Annotated in this window: 17 protein-coding genes and 1 pseudogene; 9 read left to right on the forward strand and 9 right to left on the reverse strand. The window is 68.2% G+C overall.

The annotated features are described in order from the left end of the window. Nucleotides 1–143 precede the first annotated feature (143 nt). Nucleotides 144–338 (forward strand): annotated as a pseudogene (locus tag VF329_11130) (TipAS antibiotic-recognition domain-containing protein). Here VF329_11130 and VF329_11135 read toward each other — a convergent pair. The 3 genes from VF329_11135 to VF329_11145 are packed head-to-tail and all read right to left on the reverse strand — an operon-like array spanning nucleotide 317 to nucleotide 2641. After that, nucleotides 317–1513, reverse strand: coding sequence for an ABC transporter permease (locus VF329_11135; GenBank protein ID HEX7081557.1), 1197 nt, complete (start codon nucleotides 1511–1513; stop codon nucleotides 317–319). The pseudogene VF329_11130 and the gene VF329_11135 overlap by 22 nt on opposite strands. Continuing rightward, on the reverse strand, nucleotides 1426–1896 hold the full coding sequence (locus VF329_11140) for a hypothetical protein (protein ID HEX7081558.1): 471 nt from the start codon (nucleotides 1894–1896) through the stop codon (nucleotides 1426–1428). The genes VF329_11135 and VF329_11140 overlap by 88 nt, the downstream gene beginning before the upstream one ends. A gap of 16 nt (nucleotides 1897–1912) precedes the next feature. Continuing rightward, entirely contained in the window at nucleotides 1913–2641 is a 729-nt protein-coding gene (locus tag VF329_11145) for a hypothetical protein (GenBank protein HEX7081559.1), read from the reverse strand. A gap of 308 nt (nucleotides 2642–2949) precedes the next feature. On the opposite strand from VF329_11145, the gene VF329_11150 reads away from it, so the two are divergent. Next, on the forward strand, nucleotides 2950–4173 hold the full coding sequence (locus VF329_11150; GenBank protein HEX7081560.1) for a phosphoribosyltransferase family protein: 1224 nt from the start codon (nucleotides 2950–2952) through the stop codon (nucleotides 4171–4173). A gap of 88 nt (nucleotides 4174–4261) precedes the next feature. On the opposite strand, the gene VF329_11155 is transcribed toward VF329_11150, so the two are convergent. The 5 genes from VF329_11155 to VF329_11175 all read right to left on the reverse strand — a co-directional run bounded on the left by VF329_11155 (nucleotide 4262) and on the right by VF329_11175 (nucleotide 9340). Further along, nucleotides 4262–4636 (reverse strand): transcriptional regulator, encoded by a 375-nt coding sequence (locus VF329_11155; GenBank protein ID HEX7081561.1) that lies wholly within the window; start codon nucleotides 4634–4636, stop codon nucleotides 4262–4264. A gap of 7 nt (nucleotides 4637–4643) precedes the next feature. Then, nucleotides 4644–5261, reverse strand: coding sequence for a hypothetical protein (locus tag VF329_11160; GenBank protein HEX7081562.1), 618 nt, complete (start codon nucleotides 5259–5261; stop codon nucleotides 4644–4646). 115 nt (nucleotides 5262–5376) lie between these two features. Then, nucleotides 5377–7095 carry an ankyrin repeat domain-containing protein gene (locus VF329_11165; protein ID HEX7081563.1) on the reverse strand — a complete coding sequence of 573 codons (1719 nt, stop codon included), beginning with the start codon at nucleotides 7093–7095 and terminating at the stop codon, nucleotides 5377–5379. A 10-nt stretch (nucleotides 7096–7105) separates the two neighbouring features. Continuing rightward, nucleotides 7106–8419, reverse strand: a complete 1314-nt coding sequence (locus tag VF329_11170) for a DUF1552 domain-containing protein (protein ID HEX7081564.1) — start codon at nucleotides 8417–8419, stop codon at nucleotides 7106–7108. 48 nt (nucleotides 8420–8467) lie between these two features. Beyond that, a complete protein-coding gene (locus VF329_11175) occupies nucleotides 8468–9340 on the reverse strand; it encodes a hypothetical protein (protein ID HEX7081565.1) in 873 nt (290 codons plus the stop codon). A 324-nt stretch (nucleotides 9341–9664) separates the two neighbouring features. On the opposite strand from VF329_11175, the gene VF329_11180 reads away from it, so the two are divergent. The 4 genes from VF329_11180 to VF329_11195 all read left to right on the forward strand — a co-directional run bounded on the left by VF329_11180 (nucleotide 9665) and on the right by VF329_11195 (nucleotide 14807). Continuing rightward, entirely contained in the window at nucleotides 9665–11572 is a 1908-nt protein-coding gene (locus VF329_11180; protein ID HEX7081566.1) for an ABC transporter permease, read from the forward strand. After that, entirely contained in the window at nucleotides 11482–12093 is a 612-nt protein-coding gene (locus VF329_11185; GenBank protein ID HEX7081567.1) for an FtsX-like permease family protein, read from the forward strand. The genes VF329_11180 and VF329_11185 overlap by 91 nt, the downstream gene beginning before the upstream one ends. Nucleotides 12094–12237: 144 nt before the next feature. Continuing rightward, complete coding sequence (locus tag VF329_11190) at nucleotides 12238–12936, forward strand: class I SAM-dependent methyltransferase (protein HEX7081568.1); 699 nt, start codon at nucleotides 12238–12240, stop codon at nucleotides 12934–12936. Nucleotides 12937–13244: 308 nt separating this feature from the next. After that, the gene (locus tag VF329_11195; GenBank protein ID HEX7081569.1) at nucleotides 13245–14807 is read left to right on the forward strand and encodes a di-heme oxidoredictase family protein; all 1563 of its coding nucleotides are present in this window, start codon (nucleotides 13245–13247) and stop codon (nucleotides 14805–14807) included. Nucleotides 14808–14899: 92 nt separating this feature from the next. Here VF329_11195 and VF329_11200 read toward each other — a convergent pair whose 3' ends face one another. Beyond that, nucleotides 14900–15487 carry a hypothetical protein gene (locus VF329_11200; GenBank protein ID HEX7081570.1) on the reverse strand — a complete coding sequence of 196 codons (588 nt, stop codon included), beginning with the start codon at nucleotides 15485–15487 and terminating at the stop codon, nucleotides 14900–14902. 344 nt (nucleotides 15488–15831) lie between these two features. Here VF329_11200 and VF329_11205 point away from each other — a divergent pair, with 344 nt between their 5' ends. From VF329_11205 to VF329_11215, 3 genes are all read left to right on the forward strand, one after another. After that, entirely contained in the window at nucleotides 15832–16815 is a 984-nt protein-coding gene (locus VF329_11205; GenBank protein ID HEX7081571.1) for an AraC family transcriptional regulator, read from the forward strand. A 46-nt stretch (nucleotides 16816–16861) separates the two neighbouring features. Next, nucleotides 16862–17344, forward strand: coding sequence for a VOC family protein (locus tag VF329_11210; protein HEX7081572.1), 483 nt, complete (start codon nucleotides 16862–16864; stop codon nucleotides 17342–17344). 136 nt (nucleotides 17345–17480) lie between these two features. Further along, complete coding sequence (locus tag VF329_11215; GenBank protein HEX7081573.1) at nucleotides 17481–19409, forward strand: hypothetical protein; 1929 nt, start codon at nucleotides 17481–17483, stop codon at nucleotides 19407–19409. Nucleotides 19410–19432 lie beyond the last annotated feature (23 nt).

Genomic DNA, 19432 nt, shown 5'->3' on the forward strand with positions numbered 1-19432 from the left:
CGTGCAGTTCGGAGAACGGCCCGGCGGCGGATAGCGCCGTCTCGAGCCTCGCGTAGCGTGGCGCCCTGCGCACGCTCGTGACTGATGACGACCATGACCGTCGGTGAGCTGGCGGCACTCAGCGAGCTGACGCGGACGCCGATGTTCTGGTCCTGGCCAAGGAGTGGATGGCGCTGGTCCGTCAGTTCACCGGCGGGGATCCGGAAATGGCCAGGTCGGTGGCGAGGATGTACGGCAACGAGCCATCGATGCGCGAGCGGTACGGGCTGGATCTCGACCTCATGCGCTTCGTCGGCGCCGCCATCGAGATCCTGCGTCAACAGGAAAAAGCAGGCTGAATCCAAACAACCGTTGCCGTTCGGATCAAGGGGCCGCCGGGTCCGCCTTCACTCGTGGCGCAGCGCGTCCATCGGCGCGATCCTCGACGCCCGTCGCGCGGGAAGATATTCCGCCGTGGCCACGACCGCGGCGAGCAACGCGGCCGCGCCGGCGAGGACGAACGGATCGCGAGCCGAGAGGCCGAACAGCAGCGCCTCGGCGGCGCGCCCGGCGCCGAACGCTCCGCCGAGGCCGACGAGATGCCGACGATCGCCATCCCTCCCACTTGCCTCAGCACCATCCCCCGAAGGTTCCTCGGCTCGGCGCCGAGCGCGAGCCGCAAGCCGAGCTCGCGCGTGCGCTGCACGACGCCGTAGGCGAGGACGCCGTAGATTCCGATCGCCGCGAGCAAGGTCGCGAGGGCAGCGAAGCCCGCGGCGAGCATCGTCACGAGGCGGTCGATGTAGACGTTGTCCCGGACCTGATGCCGCATCGTCGCGAGGCCGTCGACGGGAAGATTCGGATCGACGCCCGACACGATCCGCGGGATCGCGCGCAGCAGCCCGTCGGCGTCGCGCCCGGCGCGGACGTAGAACCGAAGCGACGTGAGCGAGAGCTGCTGGCGGAGCGGCGTGAAGAACTGCGCCGGCGCCGCCTCCTTGACGTTCCCGTACTTCGCGTCGGCGACGACGCCGACGATCTCGATGTCGGGCTCCGCTCCGGTGCCGATGCCGATCCGCGTGCCGAGCGCGTCGTTCCCGAGCCGGAACCGGCGCACGAAGGCCTCGTTGACGATCGCGACGCGAGGAGCGCCTTCATCGTCGTCGTCCGTGTAATCGCGGCCCGCGAGCAGCGGCATCGACAGCGTCTCGAAGAACCCGGGGCTTACGGCGTTCGTTGCGGCCCCGGGAGCCGGGCCGGGGAAAGCTTCGAACCCCTCCACGGTGATCGTCATCCCCAGGCGCTCGCCACTCATCAGCGGTGCCGTCGACAGCGCGACGCTCGCGACGCCCGGCTGCGCGTCGAGCTCCTCCGCAATTCGATCGCCGAGCGCGAGGACGCGCGCCGGGTCGTACTGGGCCGGCGGCGGCGAGACGCCGAACGCGATCAACGAATCCGCGTCGAATCCGAGATCCTCACGCGCGATGTTCGCGAGGCTCTGGGCAAAGAGCCCGGCCAGTGCCAGCAGCACCATCGAGATCGCGATCTGCGCCGTGGCGAGCACGCCGCGCGAGCGCGCGCGCGGTCGCCGAAGGCGAAGTTCGCCTCGAACGGCCCGTGGTGCGCGGCGAGGCCCGTGAACACGTCTTGCCGCGCTTCGAGCTCGCGGAACATCGGATAGCTCAATGCGTACTCGCGGTTGCACCCGAGCTCGCCGCACCACAACGTTCCGGGCTCCTGCCCTGACTCGACGACATTGACGAGCCGGTCGGGCTCGGGGACGGGCAGGGGCCGCACGAGGATCTGATGGAACAGCGAGAAGATCGCCGTCGTCCCGCCGATGCCGAGCGCGAGCATGAGGATCAGGGCGGCGGAGAGCCCCGGGCGCAGGGCGAGCTGCCGCAGCGCGTGCTTCACGGACGTGCCGAAGACCTCAAGCCGTTCGAGCGTCTCGATTGTCGACGGCGACGCCGATCACGATGAGCACGGCGTAATCCTGCTTGTCGCAGCCCTCGACAGGAGGCATCGGCGCGCCCGGGCTTACCGGGAACGCGCTCTTCACTGCATGCGCCGGCGAGCAGGACGACGCCGCGCTCGCCGGCGTGTAGCGCGCCGAGCGGCAGCGCAGATGCGTGACGTCGTAGAGCGTGGCGCCGCCGCCGAGCTCCCAGCGCTGAGCGCCGCTTGCGTCCGGCGCGTGCACGGTCAGGATGCTCTTCGCCTCGCGGTTGCCGGTGACCATGTATTGGCCCGGCGGGAGCGGGAATTCGGGCGACTCCATGATCAAGCCGTGCTCCTCGAGCCACCAGCTGGAGTCGTCGAATCTCCATCCCGCCGGGGCGACGCCCGCGACCTTGAGCCGCTCGTAGTGATCGAGTATCACTCCCCGCGGACCGGGGTCGCGACGCCACAGCCCCCATAGTTGCGCGTTGTTGCCGGACGTGGCTTCACGGTCGCCCAGCGCCGCGATGAACTGCGTCGGCACGCGCTCGAACTTCGGCCCGATGTCGCGCCCGCGGACGGATTGCGCGAGCGCAGCCGGGGAGACCGCCGCCGCGGCCGCCGTGGCGGCACCGGCCGCGAGGAACGAGCGGCGACTGAAGGCAGCGCGGCCCGAGGGGAGGGGCGGAAACGACAGGTCGCGATCGCGCTCTCGGTGCATCGTGCTCTCCTCCTGGGTTTCGGCGGACGAGGATTCAGAGAAATCTAGCATCTTTGAGCCTGGAAATCGTCGTACCGGGACCTTTCGATGCCGGCGGGAGGGCGTCCGCGAGTGCGCCCGTCGACTTCGGCGCCGCCCTTCCCCGCGTGGACCGCGCTTCCGTTGCGCCGCGCCCGATGCCGCACTTCCGCCGCATCGGCCGCTGCCGTATGCTCGGCACTCGTGCCCGCCGGCCGCCGGCGGTCGGAGGTGCTCCGGGCACGGAACCCGGCGCGCATGGAGCAGCGGCGACACCGGAACCGATCGACGTGAGAACGTCTCCACTCGGCCCGTCCGACGTCATCGTCGTGGGCAACTCTTCCGACGATCCCTTCGCGATCGACGTGGCTTATACCGTCGGCCAGGCGGAGGACATCGCCGACCTGATCAGCATGAAGACCTTCGCGAACTCGGAGTTCTGCCCGAGGTTCATTTCCGACGAGCACGACTTCTCGCGCATCGGCCGGAAGCTCGAAGGCAAGATCGTCGTGATCGTCAGCACGTCGAGCCGGCAACCGAGCCGGCAGACGCTCGCGATGCGCACGATGCTGATCGCCCGCGCCGCAAAGGAGAACGGTGCGCGAGAGGTCGTGCTCGTGGAGCCCGATCTTTTCTACAGCGCGCAGGATCGCGGGCCGCGGCCCGAGCTCGGCGACACCGCGTTCGAGCGGGACGCGGCCGATCTGAAGAAGTTCGACGGGCAGCCGTTCACCGCCAAGCTGTATGCGCAAATGCTGAGACTGGCCGGCGTGGACCGCGTGCTGACGGTTCACAACCATTCCGTGTCCGTCCAGCGGACGTTCACGGAGATCTTCGAGGGCGCGTTCCACAACCTGATGCCGTACGACATCTATGTCGACTATCTGAAGAACTCGGACATCGTGCGGTACGGCCCGGAAGGCGAAGGCCTCGTATTGTGCGCGCCGGACCGCGGCGCGCGGAGCTTCGTCAAGGAGATGCACGCGCGCCTTGCGCTGCCGAAAGCGAAGCTCATCCTGCTCGACAAGGAACGTGCGGGCGAGCGGAAGGTGCAGATCAGCCTGCATCCCGAAAGCCAGTCCACGTTCGACGAGATCCGCGGTCACGACGTCGTGCTCTTCGACGACATGGTTCGCACCGGCTCCACGGTCGTCGAGACGTGCCAGTTCCTGCGCCAGGTCGCGCCGGGCAGAACGGTCTTCGCCGTCACGCACTTCTATGCGAGCGAGGAAGGGCGGCAGAAGATGGCGAGCACGGCCATCGACGAGATTCTGACGCTGAACACGCTGCCGACGATTCTCAATCGCGACCAGCAGGGCCGGCTGCGCCGAAAAATGGTCGTGCTGAAGATCGAAGGCTGGCTGGCGCGTCAGCTCTGCCGCATCCTCGGCGTGCGGTGCAGCGAGTCCACGAGCCTTTATCAGATCGACATGTCGTCGAAGAACCCCAGGTTCATCCGCAAGATTTGGACGAACGACCAGCTTCGGGAGCTGCACGCGCAGAGGCGCGGATGATTCCGAGTCATACGCCCGCGCTCACTACCGCGCCGGGCTCTTCGGCAGCCGCGCCGGCCGCGAGGCGGCGGCGAAAGCGCAGGTGTCCTCATTCCCCCCGCGCCGCCTGGATCAGCGCTTCCATGTGCTCGAGCCGCCTCGCGAACACGCGCTTGCCCTCGGCTGTCATGCTGTACTCGGTCCGCGGCACGCGGCCGGCGAAGCGCTTCTTGCAGACGATGTAACCCGCATCCTCGAGCTTGCGCGCATGCGCGCTCAAATTTCCGTCCGTCGTGCTCAAGAGCTCCTTGAGCTCCGCGAAGCTCATGCTGGGCATGACGCTGAGCGCGCTCATGATGCCGAGACGAACCCGCTCGTGGAGGATACGGTCCGCCTGGTCGTTCTCCGCCGTCGCGAAGTAGCCGGCGAGCGCCCGCAGCCGGCGGGCGTCCGGCGCGGCGGCCGCTGCCGCTTTCCGTTTCACCGCCTTCTCAGCCACCGTGATTCCTGACGATGAAGGCGCCGAGCGCGAGGTGGATCCCGCCGAAGCCGAGCGCGAGCATCGCCGCGGCGGAGGCGGGCGGGGCCGCGAACATCACGCTTCCGAGCGCCATGAAGGCGAAGCCTGCGGCGAGCACCGCCGGAATCGAGAAGACGCCGCACGAGGCCATGCCGGCGCCGTAAAGGAGCAGCCAGATCGCCGCGATGGCGCCGCGCCCGACCGTATCGTGCAGCGCAGCGGTCAGCACGGCGCCGGCCGTGAAAGCCGGCACGAGCGTCAGAAAGAACCGAAGCGCGATCGCGCGGCGCAGGCTCGAGCCTTGGGCCTGCGCCTTGATTTCCATCGCGACGAGCGCCGACGCGCAAGCAACGACGGCGGCGGTGAGCCAGATCGCGAGCCAATGCGACGCAAGGGCGGGCACCGACTCGAGGGCGGCCGCCGCAAGGCCGACGACGCCCATCGCGATGCAGCCTTTGCCGGGCACCGCAGTGAAGGTGCGGGCGGCCTCGATCGTGCTGCGAATGTACTCGAGATTCTCCGTGGCGAGCGCGGCGAGCGATTTGGCCTGGCGGCGGGGCGCGGGTGCGCTCGAGCGAACGGAGTACATCAGCGTAAGTTGCAGGCCCCGCGCGTCACTGTCAAGTACTTTGTGATGCAGAGAGAAGCCCTGAAGAAGCGGTCCTGCAGCTCGCCGACCGGGGACACGGGAGGTTGCGCTTTCGTCAGAACGTGCCGCACTCCGCCTGGCGACTGCAGAGCTCCTCGAGCAGCTTCATCGTCTCCGGGAACGGATCGGCCGGCGGCACGAGGATCTCCGGCTCGTAGCGCCCGGCCGCAAGATCCATCGGCGTTAGACCGTCGCGGCCGGCGACCTTGAGCTTCGCGCCGTGGTCGAACAGGAACTGCACGACCTTGTTCCAGCCGTTGCGGGCGGCGCCATGGATCGCTGCGCGGCCGTCGGGCGGCACGTAACTGTAGATGTACCGCTGGTTCCCGTGGGTGATGCGGACGTGCATCAGGAAGTTGTCCTTGCCGGGCGGCGGAATGCGGCCGAACGAGACGGTGCGGCGATTCACGTCCGCGCCGGCCTCGAGCAGGACCTTCAACGTCTCGATGCGGTCCTCCTCGGTCGCGTCCTGGCCGCGGGTGGCGCGAATGCCGAACCCGACGCCCGCGGCGGCCATGAACGGCGTGACGCCGTACTGGTTCGGCAGCTCGGCGATCGCGCCGTGCTCGAGCAGCAGACGCACGACCTCGGTGTCGCCCGCCCGCGCGGCGCGGAGCAGCGGCGTGGCGCCCGTGGAGAGCATGACGTCCGTGCCGCGCTCGAAGACCGCGTCCCGAAACTGCGGCCGGTGCTTCAGCTGGATATTCGGATCCGCGCCGCGGTCGAGCAACAGACGAATCAGGTCCATTGCGTCCGTCTCGTCGCCGTGCAGCAGCGCGTTGCGCGCGTTGCTCGGCGGCGTGTGCAGATCCACGGCGTGGTAGAGCGGCGTGCGGCCGGCGAAGTCCCACTTGTTAACGTCCGCGCCGGCCTCGATCAGCGCCTTCGCGAAGTCGAAGTGGCCGTTGTAGATTGCGAGATTCAACGGCGTGGTGCGGTCCGGGTCCGTGATGTCGATGTCCGCGCCCGCGTCGAGCAGCGGTGCGATGCAAGCGACGCAGCCCTCGCGCGCGGCGTAGTGCAACGCCGCGAAGCCGCCGTCGTGCATGTCCTTCTTGCGCGGCTCGGCCGTCACGCGCCGCTGCCAGTTGCGCTCCTTGCCGCGCATGTTCGGATCGGCACCGTTCTCGAGGAGCATCGCGACCATCTCGGGGTGGCGTTGCGCGGCTGCCCACATCAGCGCGGTTTGCCCGCCCCAGCTTTCCACCGCGTTCGGGCGTGCGCCGTGCTCGAGCAGTAACGCCGCGGCATCGAGGTTCCCGGCGCGCGCGACGACCATCAGCGGCGTTTGCCCCTCGGCGTTCGCCGCGTTCGCGTCGACGCCCGCCGCGAGCAGGATCTCGAGGATCGGCACGGAGCCGACCAGCGCCGCTTCCGCGATCGGCGTGGCGCCGAAATCGTTCACGACGTCGGCCTGCGCGCCGGCTTCGAGCAGCGCGCGCGCGAGCTCCACCTCCCCGTAGTGTGCGGCCCAATGCAGCGCCGTGGTGCCGTTCGCCGCGGCGGCGTTCACGTCCGCGCCCGACTCGATCAGCGCGAGCGCATCGGCGATCCGTTGCTCGCGCGCGGCTTCGACGAGTGGCGGCGCGGTGCCGGGGGCCGGGAGCGTGTCCGCGAACGCGCCGCCCGACGGGAGTGACGCGAGCACGAGCAGCGCGCAGAAGATCTCGCGGCGCACACGCGCTGCCGTGGCGCGTATCCGCGCGGCCCCTTGGGATGCCGCGGCGCTTCGCGTCGCGCGGAGACCGGCGGCGGCTGCGCCCCGTCGCGGCACGCCCGGTCTCCTAGACTTCCGCGAGCTCGCCCGTGCTGTCCCCGAACGACTCGATCGGCACGCCGGCGCGGAGCAGCAGCGTCAGGAGCAGGTTCGCGAGCGGTGTGTTCCGGGGATAGACGAGGTGCTGGCCCCCGCGAATCGTGCCGCCGCCGAGCCCGAGCACCGCCGACGGCAGCGGATCGTTGTTGTGCAGGTCGCTGTTCGACATGTTGCTGCCGTAGAGCAGGATGGCGTTGTCGAGCACCGAGCCTTCGGCCTCCGGCATCGCGTCGAGCTTCGCGAGGAACTCCGCGAAGATCTCGCTGTGGTAGGTCTGGATGCTCTGCAGCTTGTCGAGCTTGCCGGGATCCTCGCCGTGATGCGAGAGCGGGTGGAAGGCTTCCGAGATGCCGAGGTGCGTGTAAGCCTTCATGCTCGCTTCGGCCGCCATCATGTAGTTCCCGATGCGCGTGATGTCGCCCTGGTATGCCAGCGCGAGCAGATCGAACAGCAGCGTCTGCTGCTCACGGAAATCGGGCGGCACTCCGAGCGGCACCGGCGGCAGCTCGAGATCGGAAAGATCCTGCTCCTTGATCTTCTGCACGCGGCGCTCGACCTCGCGCACCGAGTCGAGGTAGGTGTCGAGCCGCGCGACGTCGCTGCGTCCGAGCCGGCCGCGGAGGTCGGCGGCGCTTTCGAGCGCGAAGTCGAGGACGGAGCCCGTCTCGTCGATGATCGCCGCCCGCTCCTCGGGGCTCGCGCCTTCGCCGAACAGCTTGAAGAAGAGCTTGCGCGGGTTGAATTCCATCGGCAGCCCTTGCGTGGGCGTGCGGAAGGAGATCGTGTTGCCGAACATGTTCCCGGACGCGCCGGCCGGCCCGGCCTTGCCTTCGGCCGCGATCTCGATGGACGGGAACGGCGTGCTCTGCCCGATATGCCGTGCGGCGATCTGGTCGCAGGTCGTGCCGCCTTCCGCGGCGCCCGGCGGTGCACAGCGCAGCCACGTGCCCGGAATGATGCCGTGAGGGTCCGGGCTTTCGGCCGGCTTGTTGCGCAGATACGAGACGACCGTGAGACGGTCCTTGAACGGCTCGAGCGGCTTCAGAATCGGCGACAGCTCGAAGCTCTTGCCTTCGCCCTTCGGCGTCCAGCGGTCGTCGCCTTCTAGCAGGATCGCGCCATGCGGGAAGTAGAAAAAGCCCATGCGGAGCGCCGACGCCTCGGCCGCCTCGGCGCGCGTCGCCATTGCGGGCAGCATGGCTTCGAGGAAGGGCAGTGCGATGCCGACGCCGGCGCCTCGCAGGACGGTTCGTCGAGAGAGACGCTTCTTGCTGATGAACATGGCCCCCGGCTCCTTATCCATCGGCGGTCTTTCGAGCGCCCTGCGGGCTCAGGCCGCGGTCGCGGTCGCGTCCTCGAACGCGCGAATGATCGGGTCGCCTTCCGGGAAGATGCCGCGCTCGATGACCCACCGCTGCGTCTCCTCGTACATCTCACGGGTGTACGGCTGGAAGACGATGCGCTCGCCGGGACCGAAGACCCGCGTGTCCATCATGTCGTGAAAGCGCTGCGGAAACTCCTTTAGATAGTGGTGCGTGTAGCGGTGCGTGTGCAGGTCGATGTCGATTTGTGCTCGGCGCAGCGCCGCGAAGTAGCGCCGCAGCGCGTCCTTGTCCGCGCGCTCGCTGACCATTGCAGCCATCATGAAGCTCGTGTCGAGAATCTTGCGGAACCCGAGCTGCTCGAGGAAGTAGTAGGGGCCCGAGAAGACGCTGACGGCCGGCACCTCGCCGTCGATGAGCTTTTCCATCCGGCGGAACAGCAAGCCGTCGGCGAAGGACAGATTGATGTCGCTCGGCGCGAGGAAGCGGTCGAGCGCCTCGAGGGTCGAGTAATGGCTCCCGGATTGATAGCCGACCGAAATCGGCACGCCGGCGAGATCTTCCGGGCGCTCGATGCCGGAATTCGGCGCAACGAAAATGCCGCACGGCGCGACCGAGTAGGCGTCGACGTAGATCCGGCCGTGGCCCGCGGCCGCGGCGATGTTCACGGTCCAGTGGCAGGCGCAGCTCACGTCGCTCTCGCGCCCGCGCTCGAAGGTTTGATAGGCGCCGACTCTATCGCCGAGATCGTGCTGCTTGGCGTCGGCCGACCCCAGCGCGGCGCGAAACTCGTAATCGAGCCCTTCGGCCGCGAAATAGCCCTTCTCCTCGGCAACCCACTCGTGCAGCCGCATGTGCGGCGAGATGATGAACTTCGGCATCGCAATCCTCCGTTACCGGCTGCCACGACGTCGCTGCCGCCGCAGCGTAATCCGCGGTTCGCCCGCGGCCGACTTGCCTCGGCCCATACTACAAAAGTCCGCGCCGCATCCGAATAGCATCGGCCGACAATGATTCGGCCGTGTCCTCCCCGAAGGGCTCGTCCCGGAAAAGGGACGCAGCTGTCCGCTTTCGCGACAGAGCCACGCGAGGCCGATCGCGTTCGCACGACGGATTGAAACTATTCAATATCTTATGCGCGCGCTCGGCGTGGCACGCTTGTTGCGATCGCACGGGCACATCGTGTACTGCGGGCGAGGGCTGCGATGACTCACGGGAAGCTGCGGATGCCGTTATCGCTCTCCGATGTCAAATACGCGGCGCGGCTCTTGTGCAAGAGCCCGTGGTTCACGATGTTGACGGTGGCGGTGCTCTCCGGCGGCCTCGGCATCGGCATCTACACGTTCGCGGCGCTCGATATGATGATGTACCGCGACCTGCCGCTGCCGGAGGGCGACTCGATCGTGCGGGTCGGCGCGGGCGAGTGGCCGAGCTTCGAGCCGCTCGACGCCTACGAGCTCTCCCGGATTCGGGAAGAGGCCGCAAGCCTGTCGGAGCTCGGCGCCTTCCGCACGTCCCGCTCGCTCGTCGGCGAGCCGGGCTCGAGCCATACGGTCCGGTCCACGGAGGCCGATTGGGCCGTCTTCGAGTTCACTCGCACGCCGCCCTTGCTCGGGCGCGGATTCGTCGCCGAGGACAGCTCTGCCGCAGCAGAGCCCGTTGCCGTGCTGAGCTACGGCACCTGGCAATCCGTGTTCGCAGGCGATTCGGGCATCGTGGGGCAGCTCGTCAGGGTCGACGGACGGCCGACGCGTGTCGTCGGCGTGATGCCGGAAGGCTATGCCTTTCCCATCAATACGGGAATGTGGCTCCCGCTCGGTCCGCAAGACCTCGATCCGGCCGATTACACCGGAAACGCGCTCGCCGCCTATGCGCGGCTTCGTCCCGGCGTCTCGGCGGAGTCCGCGGAGGCCGAGCTTCGATCGCTGCTCCAGCGGGTCCGGCAGCAGCGCCCGGAGGCCGACGACCGGGATCTCGGCGCCGTTTCGGTCCTGACGTTCCAGGAGGAGCAATGGGGCATCCTCGGCACGGTGATCTTCGGCGTCCTCAATCTGCTCGCGCTGTCGATTCTGTTGCTCGCCGCGGTCAACGTCGGCAATCTGCTGCTCGCGCGCACCAATGCGCGGCTCAACGAGATCGGGCTCCGTGTCGCGCTCGGTGCGCCGCGCTTGCGGCTGATCGTTCAGACGACGCTCGAGAACGTCGTTCTCTGCGCCCTCGGCGGATTGCTCGCGGTCTCGTTCGCCGCGCGCGCTCTCGAGGCGTCGGACGGTTTCATGAAAGCGCTGCTCGGCGACGATCTGCCGTTCTGGTGGACGTGGGGCCTCGATCGCGAAGCCGTCGCGGCCGCCGTGCTGCTCCTCCTCGGGACCGTCCTCGTGGTCTCGGTGTTGCCGGCCTACAGCGTCAGCCGTGCCGATGCGAACGCGCTTCTGAAGGACGGTAGCCGCGGAGGCGGCGGGCTCGGAACCGGGCGCATCTCCCGCGCGCTCGTCACGGTCCAGATCGCGCTGATTTCCGCGGTGATGCTCGTCGGCAGCGCGGCCACCGTCATCGCTCACCGCGCCGCGCGGTTCGACATCGGCATGGACATCGCCGATCTCTACATGATGGACGTCGAGCTGCCCGCCGACCGCTACGGCACGGCCGCGGAGCGGTTGGCGTTCCAGCAGCGCCTGCTCGCGGAGCTGCGCGCGACTCCGGGGATCGGGGCGGCCGCAGTAATGCAGCAAGCGGGCATCGCGCGGTTCGCCCTCGCCGGCGCCGAGTACGCGACGCTCGAGGATCGACCGGCGGCCTGGCTCGTCGTCCTGTCCGACTCACCGGCGCCGATCGGACCGGCGCTGATCGAGGGCCGCGCGTTCGACAGCCGCGACAGCGCAACCGGCGTGAAGACCGCGATCGTCAGCGAGACGCTCGCCGAAACTCATGGCCGAATGCCTCTGCGCTCGGACGAAGCATCGAGGTCTCGTTCGGCGACGGCCCGCCCGAGCAGCGTGTCATCGTCGGCGTCGTCGGTGACGTGCGCTATGACCCGCTCGGCATGGTGCCGGTCGGCAGCTCGGCGGTCTACGTTCCGCTGCCGCAGCTCGTTCTGCCCGTCGCCGGCATGATCGTCCGGCATGCCGGAGACGAGGCCGCGGCGCGGAGCGCGATGTACGAGGCGCTCGCGCGAGTCGATCCGGCGATTCCGCCGAGCATCACGAGCTATGCGTTCGCTCTGGACCGGATGACGCTGTTCGCGAGAACGATCACGAAGCTCTTCGCCGCCTGCGGCGCTTTCGCGATCCTGCTCGCGATCACCGGCATCTACGGGATGAGCAGCAACGCCGTCGTGCTGCGCACCCGCGAGGTCGGGTTGCGGCGCGCGCTCGGCGCGAGCAACGGCAATGTCGTCGCGATCTTCATGCGGCAAGGCAGCAGGCAGCTCGCGGTCGGCCTCGGGGCGAGCGCACTGCTGTCGGCCGCCGTGCTGACCGTCGTCCTGCAAGGCTTCTCCATCTGCGGGGCCACGCTCGCCGCGATGGCGGCGGGCGTCGTTGTCGTCGTCTCGGCGACGGTGCTGCTTTCGATCTACGTCTCCGTGCGCGGCGTCGTTCGACGCGAGCCGAGCGCCGCGTTGCGCTACGGGTAGGTCGATTTGCGGATCGCGTGGTGCCGCCGACCGCAATCCGACGAGCGAAACGGCCGTGACCGGCGGTCGCCGGTGGGCGAGCGAAGCCCTGTAAACTCGAGCCGAATGTCCCGCTCGACGCGATCACGCACACGCGAGCAGTCGGTGGACGAGGAATACGCCCGGCTCGCGGCGACATACGACGAGCGCTGGGCGTCGTACATCGCCGCCTCGATCGGCTTGACGCTGAGCCGGCTGCCGCCCGAGCACCGCTTCGAGCGGATCCTCGACGTCGGCTGCGGCACCGGAGCGCTGCTCGCGCGGCTCTCGGCCCGCTTCCCGTCCGCGACGCTGCTCGGGGCGGACCCGAGCCTCGCGATGCTCACGGCAGCGCGGTCCCGTGCGATCGGGCGCGCGGCGCTCGTCGCCGCGCGAGCCGAGGCGCTACCGTTCCCGGACGCTTGCTTCGATCTGCTCGTCTCGACGAGCGCGATGCATTACTTCGCCGATCTCGACGCCGCGGCCGCCGAGCTGTATCGCGTGATCGCACCGGGGGGCGCTTTGTCGATCACCGACTGGTGCCGCGACTTCCTCACGATGCGGGCGCTCGATCGCGTGATGCGAATGCGCGGAAAGGCGAATTTCACGATGCTCCGCAGCGGCGATTGCGAGCGTCTGCTGCGGAGCGTGGGCTTCGAGGAGATCGTGATCGAGCGGCGGCGGATCGGCGTGCTGTGGGGATTGATGGTCGTGAGCGCGCGCAAGCCGGCGGCCCTCGACGAGCGCGCGCGCCGGCGAGGAGCCCTTCGGGGCGCTCGACGCTCGCAGGCGCTGCCGTATCCGAATCGCTGCCCCGGGCCGTAAGCAGGGATCGAGGTCGACGACCGGAAGCGGTCCATCCTGCGTCTCCGCGGAGAGACACGTTGCAGGCGTCGAAGCACGCGCGTAGCTTCGGCTCGAAACTCGCGCGCCGCGCACGGGTACGAGGGTCGGCATGAAGCCCTGCGCGCGCACGAACATCGAGGCGGAATCCGATACCCCCCACTGCGCCGGCACATTGCCGTGCCGCGCGTTTGCCCCAGTCCGCTTGAAACAGGGGGTTCCTGATGATCACGCGATTCGCTCGCCCAAGCATATATGCTCTTGTAGGCACGACTATCTTTCTATTGGTATTGGCCCCGCGGACAGGCAGCGCGCAGCTCGCGGAGTGCCAGCAAATCGACCAGGGACTGCTGATCGACGCGCCCGGCGGCTGCATTTCGAGGCCGCTGCGGGACCAAATCGGCCCCGGTCAAGGCGGCGTCGTGACCCCGGGCTCGTCGATCTACCTGATCAAGCGCGATCCCGCGCGCGCTATTCGCAGAGGACGGCAAGTTTTTCAGCGCAAGTTCACTGCAAGCGAGGGCCTGGGCCCGCGCGTCAGCTTTACTTCCGAAGGCGACGTGACGGCGACGCGCGCGCTCGGCGCGGGACTGGCGGACAGTTGCGCGGCATGCCACGGACGGCCGAGGGGTGCCGCCGGAAACGGCGGCGACGTCGCCACGTTTCCGGACAGCCGTGACGCGCCGCACCTTTTCGGACTCGGGCTCATCGAGATGCTGGCCGACGAGATGACCGCGGATTTACGCGCGATTCGCGACGACGCCCTGGCCGCGGCCGCAGGCAAACGACGTGCCCCCGTCAGGCGGGAGCTCGTCAGCAAGGGCGTCGACTTCGGTGCGATCACCGCGTTCCCGAACGGCCGCGTCGACACATCCAAGGTGGAAGGCGTCAGCGCCGATCTGCGAGTCCGCCCCTTCTTTGCCGAAGGCCGCTCGGCGTCGATTCGGGAGTTCGTGATCGGCGCGTTCAACGACGAGATGGGGCTTCAAGTGTGGGACCCGATCCTGTGTGACGCGACCGATCCGGACGAGCCCCAAGCGCGCGAAAGCCCGGCCGGATTCGTCTTCGATCCGGCAACGGACACCTTCAACCGGCCGCCGAGCTGCGATCGTATCGAAGACCCCGATGCGGACGGCGTTTCCGGGGAAGTGGATCCCGCTCTGGTGGACTATCTCGAGTTCTACTTCTTGAACTACTTCAAACCGGCGCGCTACCGGAGCACGGCGCGAGCCGAACAAGGGCTCGAGCTCATGAAGAGCATCGGATGTACGTCCTGCCACGTCCAGAATCTGACGATCGAGCGCGACCGGCGTATCGCCGACGTGGTGACGACCTATGATCCTTCCCGCGGCTTCTTCAACGAGCTGTTTGCGGAGGTCTATCCGCTGATGGTGGAGGAGGACGACGGGGAGCCTTACCCGCAAATGGTGCCTGCTCTGCAAGAGTTCGTCGTCGAGAACGTGTTCACCGACTTGAAGCGTCACGATCTCGGCCCGTACTTCGTCGAGAGAGACTACGACGGTTCACGCATCGAGGCCCACGTTACCGAGCCCTTGTGGGGCGTGGGCAACACGGCTCCATACGGTCACGACGGACGCAGCGTGACTCTCGATGCCGTCATCCGCAGGCATCGGGGCGAGGCCGCGGCCGTCACCGATGCCTATCTCGCGCTCAGCGACGACGATCAGGCGAAGATCGTGGATTTCCTCGAAACCTTGATCATCTTCCCGCCCGAGGACACGGCTTCGAATCTGAATCCCGGAACAGGGGAAGGGGACGTGCAGCAGCCGGAGAGCCACGGCAGCCTCGATCTCGGAGTGCTGTTCCAGAACGATTCCGATGGGCCGGAATAGCGACGCGGCAGGGGTATGCGTCACGTCCGTATGCTCTCGTTCGCGACGCGCCGTCGCTCGTTCGCTGGCCGATGCAGGGGCGGGCGGCCTTGTCAGATCTTCGTTTCTGCTCGCGGCGCGATGACCCAAGAGCAGAGCGTCGTCGGCTCGCCGGGATAGGCGGTGAGGGCGGCCTGCGACGAACGGAAGTCGTGCCCCCGCGTGCGCGGGCCGGCGACGACCGCTTCGGCGAGCACGGCCGTCCAGCCCCGCCCCGCGGCCGCGAGCTCGTGCGCGAGGTCGGGAGCCGCGGTGCGGAGGACCCGGTGCGCCGCGGCTCCGCTGCCGTTCGGCTCGTGCTCGGCTTCGAAGACCACGCGAAGACCGTGCTCCCAGGCGAGGCGCTCGAGCACGAACAGCGCGGGCCGCTCGGTGAGGCCCGCGACGGCGCGGGGACCGGCCTTCCAGCGCGCGAGCAGCTCGTGCTGCCAGAGATCCGTGACGTCGCCTTCGATCGCGCGGAGCGGCGCACCGAGGAGCGCGGCGCGCGCGCCGAACTCGCGGGCTTCCGGGTGGCGCGAGTCGTAGACGACGGCCTCGAGCGCCGCCAGCTCGCGTCCCTCGGCGAACGCCGCTCGGCCCGCAAGAGGCGTGGCGGACAATGCCGCCGCGGTGCATAGGAATTCCCGCCTGTTCGTCACGACGCGCTCCCCTCGGCCGTGGGCCTGGCGCGCTCAGGCTCTCACGGCCGCGCCTCGAAGATCAAGTCGAACGGCGTTTCGAGCACACGCCGAAACCGCGTGAAGCCTGCGCGGATCAGACCGAGCGCAGGCACGCGTCGCCCGCCTGCGCGCCGAGCGCGAGAGCGACTTTCTGCGCGAGGGAGCGCGGGTTCCGATGGCTTGCAGCCGCACGGAGTGTCCGTGCACTATCAGCGCGTGAGCTTTGCCGTGCGGCGCGGCGTTTGCTCGGTCGGCCGCGCGGCGCGTGCCGATCGATCGGCCGCGAGACTTGGCGCATCCACCGACAGAGACGGACGCGAGCCATGGACGCCCTCTCCGAGCTGCTCCGCGCCGTGAAGCTTTCCGGCGCCATGTTCTACGTCGCCGAGTGCTCGAAGCCCTGGCGGGTGCTCGCGCCGCCGGGCCACAAGCTCGGGCGATACGTGGCCCCGAACGCGAGCCATGTGATCGAGTTCCATCTCGCGACGCTCGGCTCGGGCTACGTCCGAGTCGACGACGAGACCACGCCGTTTTCCGCGGGCGATCTGTTCATGATTCCGCACGGGGACGAGCACGAGATGGGCAACGGCTCGGACGCCGAGCTCGTCGATGCCTCCGTCACTCTGCCGGCGCTGCTCACCGGCGACACGATCCGGTCGCGTTTCGGCGGCGGGGGAGAGGAGACGCACCTCGTTTGCGGCTACCTCGCGTGCGAAGCCGCGCTCATTCGGCCCGTGCTCGCCGGATTGCCGCGCGTCGTGCGCGTGCATCTTCGCAACGACCGCGCGGGCGAATGGCTCGAGAACTCGATCGTGCATGCCGTCGAGCGGGCGGCGGCCGCGGCGCCGGGCAGTGACGTGATCCTCGCGCGGCTCGCGGAGGTGCTGTTCGCCGAGGCGCTTCAGCGGTACGTCGTGCAGGTTTCGCCGGGCCGCAGCGGCTGGCTCGCGGGCGCGCTCGACCCGGCCGTTGGACGGAGCCTCGCGGCGCTCCATCGCCGGCCCTCGCACGCATGGACGCTCGACGAGCTGGCCCAGGAAGCCGCCATCTCTCGGTCCGCGTTGACGGAACGGTTCGCGCGCTATCTCGGCCAGTCGCCGATGGCGTATCTCGCGGATTGGCGGCTCGAGCTGGGCGCGGAAGCGTTGCGCACGACGAGCCGCAGCGTGCTGCAGATCGCGACCGAGGTCGGCTACGAGTCCGAGGCCGCCTTCAACCGGGCGTTCAAGCGCCGCTTCGGCAAGCCGCCTGCGCAATATCGTCGCGCCGCGAGGGAGCAGCGCAAGGCGTTGGCGCGGTCCGCGTAGTCGCGTGACACTGTCCGAGAACAACGGAGAACAACGGAGAACAACCATGCAACGAACGATGACGGCGGTCCTGGGGCTCACTGCGGCGATTTGGCTCGGTGCGGCTCACGCGGACACCACGGTGCTCGCGGTGCGGCTCGGCGCCGACGATGTCCCCGCGCTCGCGAAGTTCTACGAAACCGCCTTCGGGTTGAAGGAGATCGACCACGTCGGGGACCCGCCGACCGAGATCATCATGCGCTACGGCGACACCGTCGCCGCGGCGAAGGCCGGCTCGTCGCCGGAATTTCTCGTCGCTCGACGCGAAGCCGGCGCGAAGCCAGGCGAGATCGCGCACGCGATCTTTCGCGTTTCGGACATCGCCGCCGCAGTGGCGGCCGCGAAGGCCGCCGGCGCCACGGTGAATGGCGACGTGGTTTCGGTCCCGATCGGCGGCACGCCGATCAAGATCGCGACGATGGTCGACCCGCAGGGCAACGTGCTCGAGATCATGGAGCTGCCGGACGGACTCGACCACCTCCCGCACTGAAGGCGCGCCGCGCCGAGCGGCGGCTCGCCGCGATCGGGATCCTCCTCGCTCGCTGACGAGGCCGAAAAGCTCGTCTAAGATAGGCCGATAAGCGCCTCGGGCAACGAAACGGCGCATTTGCACGAGGGGGGATTCGATGATCCATGGCGCGCGCAGCGGCGTGTGGGCCCATACGCTGCTGCTGCTTGCAGGCTCCGCAACGTCCGCGGCGCAGGCCCAGCCCCTGGTCGGCCGCACGGCAACGCCGCCCGATATCGTCGGGGAATGGCAGCTCGAGGGCAGCGAGGATCGGGGCGCGGTGGGCAGCCTCCAGCCGAACCCTCAGGATTACCTCGGGATTCCGTTCAACGATGCAGGCCGCATGCGCTCCGACACGACGGCCGAATCGATCTGGGGCACGCCGGAATATCAGTGCCGCCCGCATTCCGCTCCGCATCAGTGGCGAGGGCTCGGCGGCGCGCGCATCTTGAGCGAGCTCGACCCGTTGACGCGCGAGGTCCGGGCCTATCACTTCCAGTTCTGGCGTTCGCTGGACCGACCGGTGTTCATGGACGGCCGCCCCCATCCGCCGCCTTGGGCGCCGCACAGCTGGAGCGGCTTTTCGACCGGAGAGTGGGTCGGTAACACGCTCGTGATCAGGACGACGCACCTGAAGGACGGGTTTCTGAGGCGCGGCGGCCCGCAGACCAGCGACATGCTGACGATGACCGAATACCTCACGCGGCATGACGACATGCTCACCATCGTCCAAGTAACGGACGACCCCGTCTACCTGGAAGAGCCGATGGTGCTGTCGACGATCTATCTCTACGCTCCGGACAGCCGGGTCAATCTGGAGCTCTGCAATGCCGGCACGTTCGCCGAGTCCGGCGGGACGAATCCTCATTTCGTCCCGCATCTGCTGCCGGGCCAGGACTTGCTGGTCCACGACTGGCTGCCGAACGAGCCGTGGGTGCCGTTCGATGCGGTGCGCGGCGGCGCGAAGACGATTTATCCGGAATACCGGCGCGTGCTCGACGGATCGACGACGGTCGACGCGCTCGAAGTGCCGGTGTCCGCCCCCGAGATCACGGCTCGGGCGAAGATCGATGCCCAGAGCCCTCGGGACGGTCAGGTTCACGTGATGCCCGTGCAGGGCAATATCTACATGGTCATCGCCGACGGCAGGAATCTCGCCGTATCCGTGGGTCCGGACGGCATGATGCTTGTGAACACGGGACCGGCCGAGATGGGCGAGAAGCTCAAGAAAACGCTGTCGGAGCTCGCGGCGCGAACCGCCGCGCCGGCGCCGAATCGGTGTTTCGGCCTGGAATGCCCGAACGTCCCGAGCGGCTTCACGAGCCCGTACATGAATACCGTGATCAGCTCGCCGGCCCCGCCCAGACCGTTGCGGTACATCATCAACACAAACGCCGCGCCGCACAACGTCGGCGGCAACGCCTTGCTGGCGCCGGAAGGGATGGGGCGCGACGGCGGCGCAAGGATCATCGCTCACGAGAACACGCTGATCACGATGTCCGGGCCGGCAGACGATCCGTGGTCGACGAATTTCGAGGCCTGGCCGACCGAGTCCTTTTACAGCGACATCTACAAGATGACGTCCTATTTCAACGGCGAACCCGTGATCGCCTACTCGACGCCCGCGACGACCGACGGCGACATCATCGTCTTCTTCCGCCATTCCGAGGTCATCGCCGCCGGCGACATCTTTTCCACTGTCGAATACCCTCGCTTCGATCTGTCCCGAGGCGGCAGCATCCAGGGCGTCATCGACGGTCTCAACGCCATCCTCGACCTGGCCGTGGCGGAGTACCGCTCTCAAGGCGGCACCTGGATCATTCCCGGCAGAGGCAGGCTCTCCGACACGGCGGACGTGGCGTCGTATCGCAACATGGTGCAGATCATCCACGACCGCATAAAGGCGCTGATCGACGAGGGGATGACGCTGGAGGAAGTGCTCGCCGCGCGGCCGACGTACGACTTCGACGCACGTTACGGCACCGACAGCGGCGACTGGACCACGGCCATGTTCGTGGAAGCGGTTTACCGCAGTCTCAGCAACTGACGTGAAATCAGGGACGCTTCGAT

The organism is Gammaproteobacteria bacterium, assembly GCA_036381015.1.
Taxonomy (GTDB): domain Bacteria; phylum Pseudomonadota; class Gammaproteobacteria; order Steroidobacterales; family Rariloculaceae; genus ZC4RG20.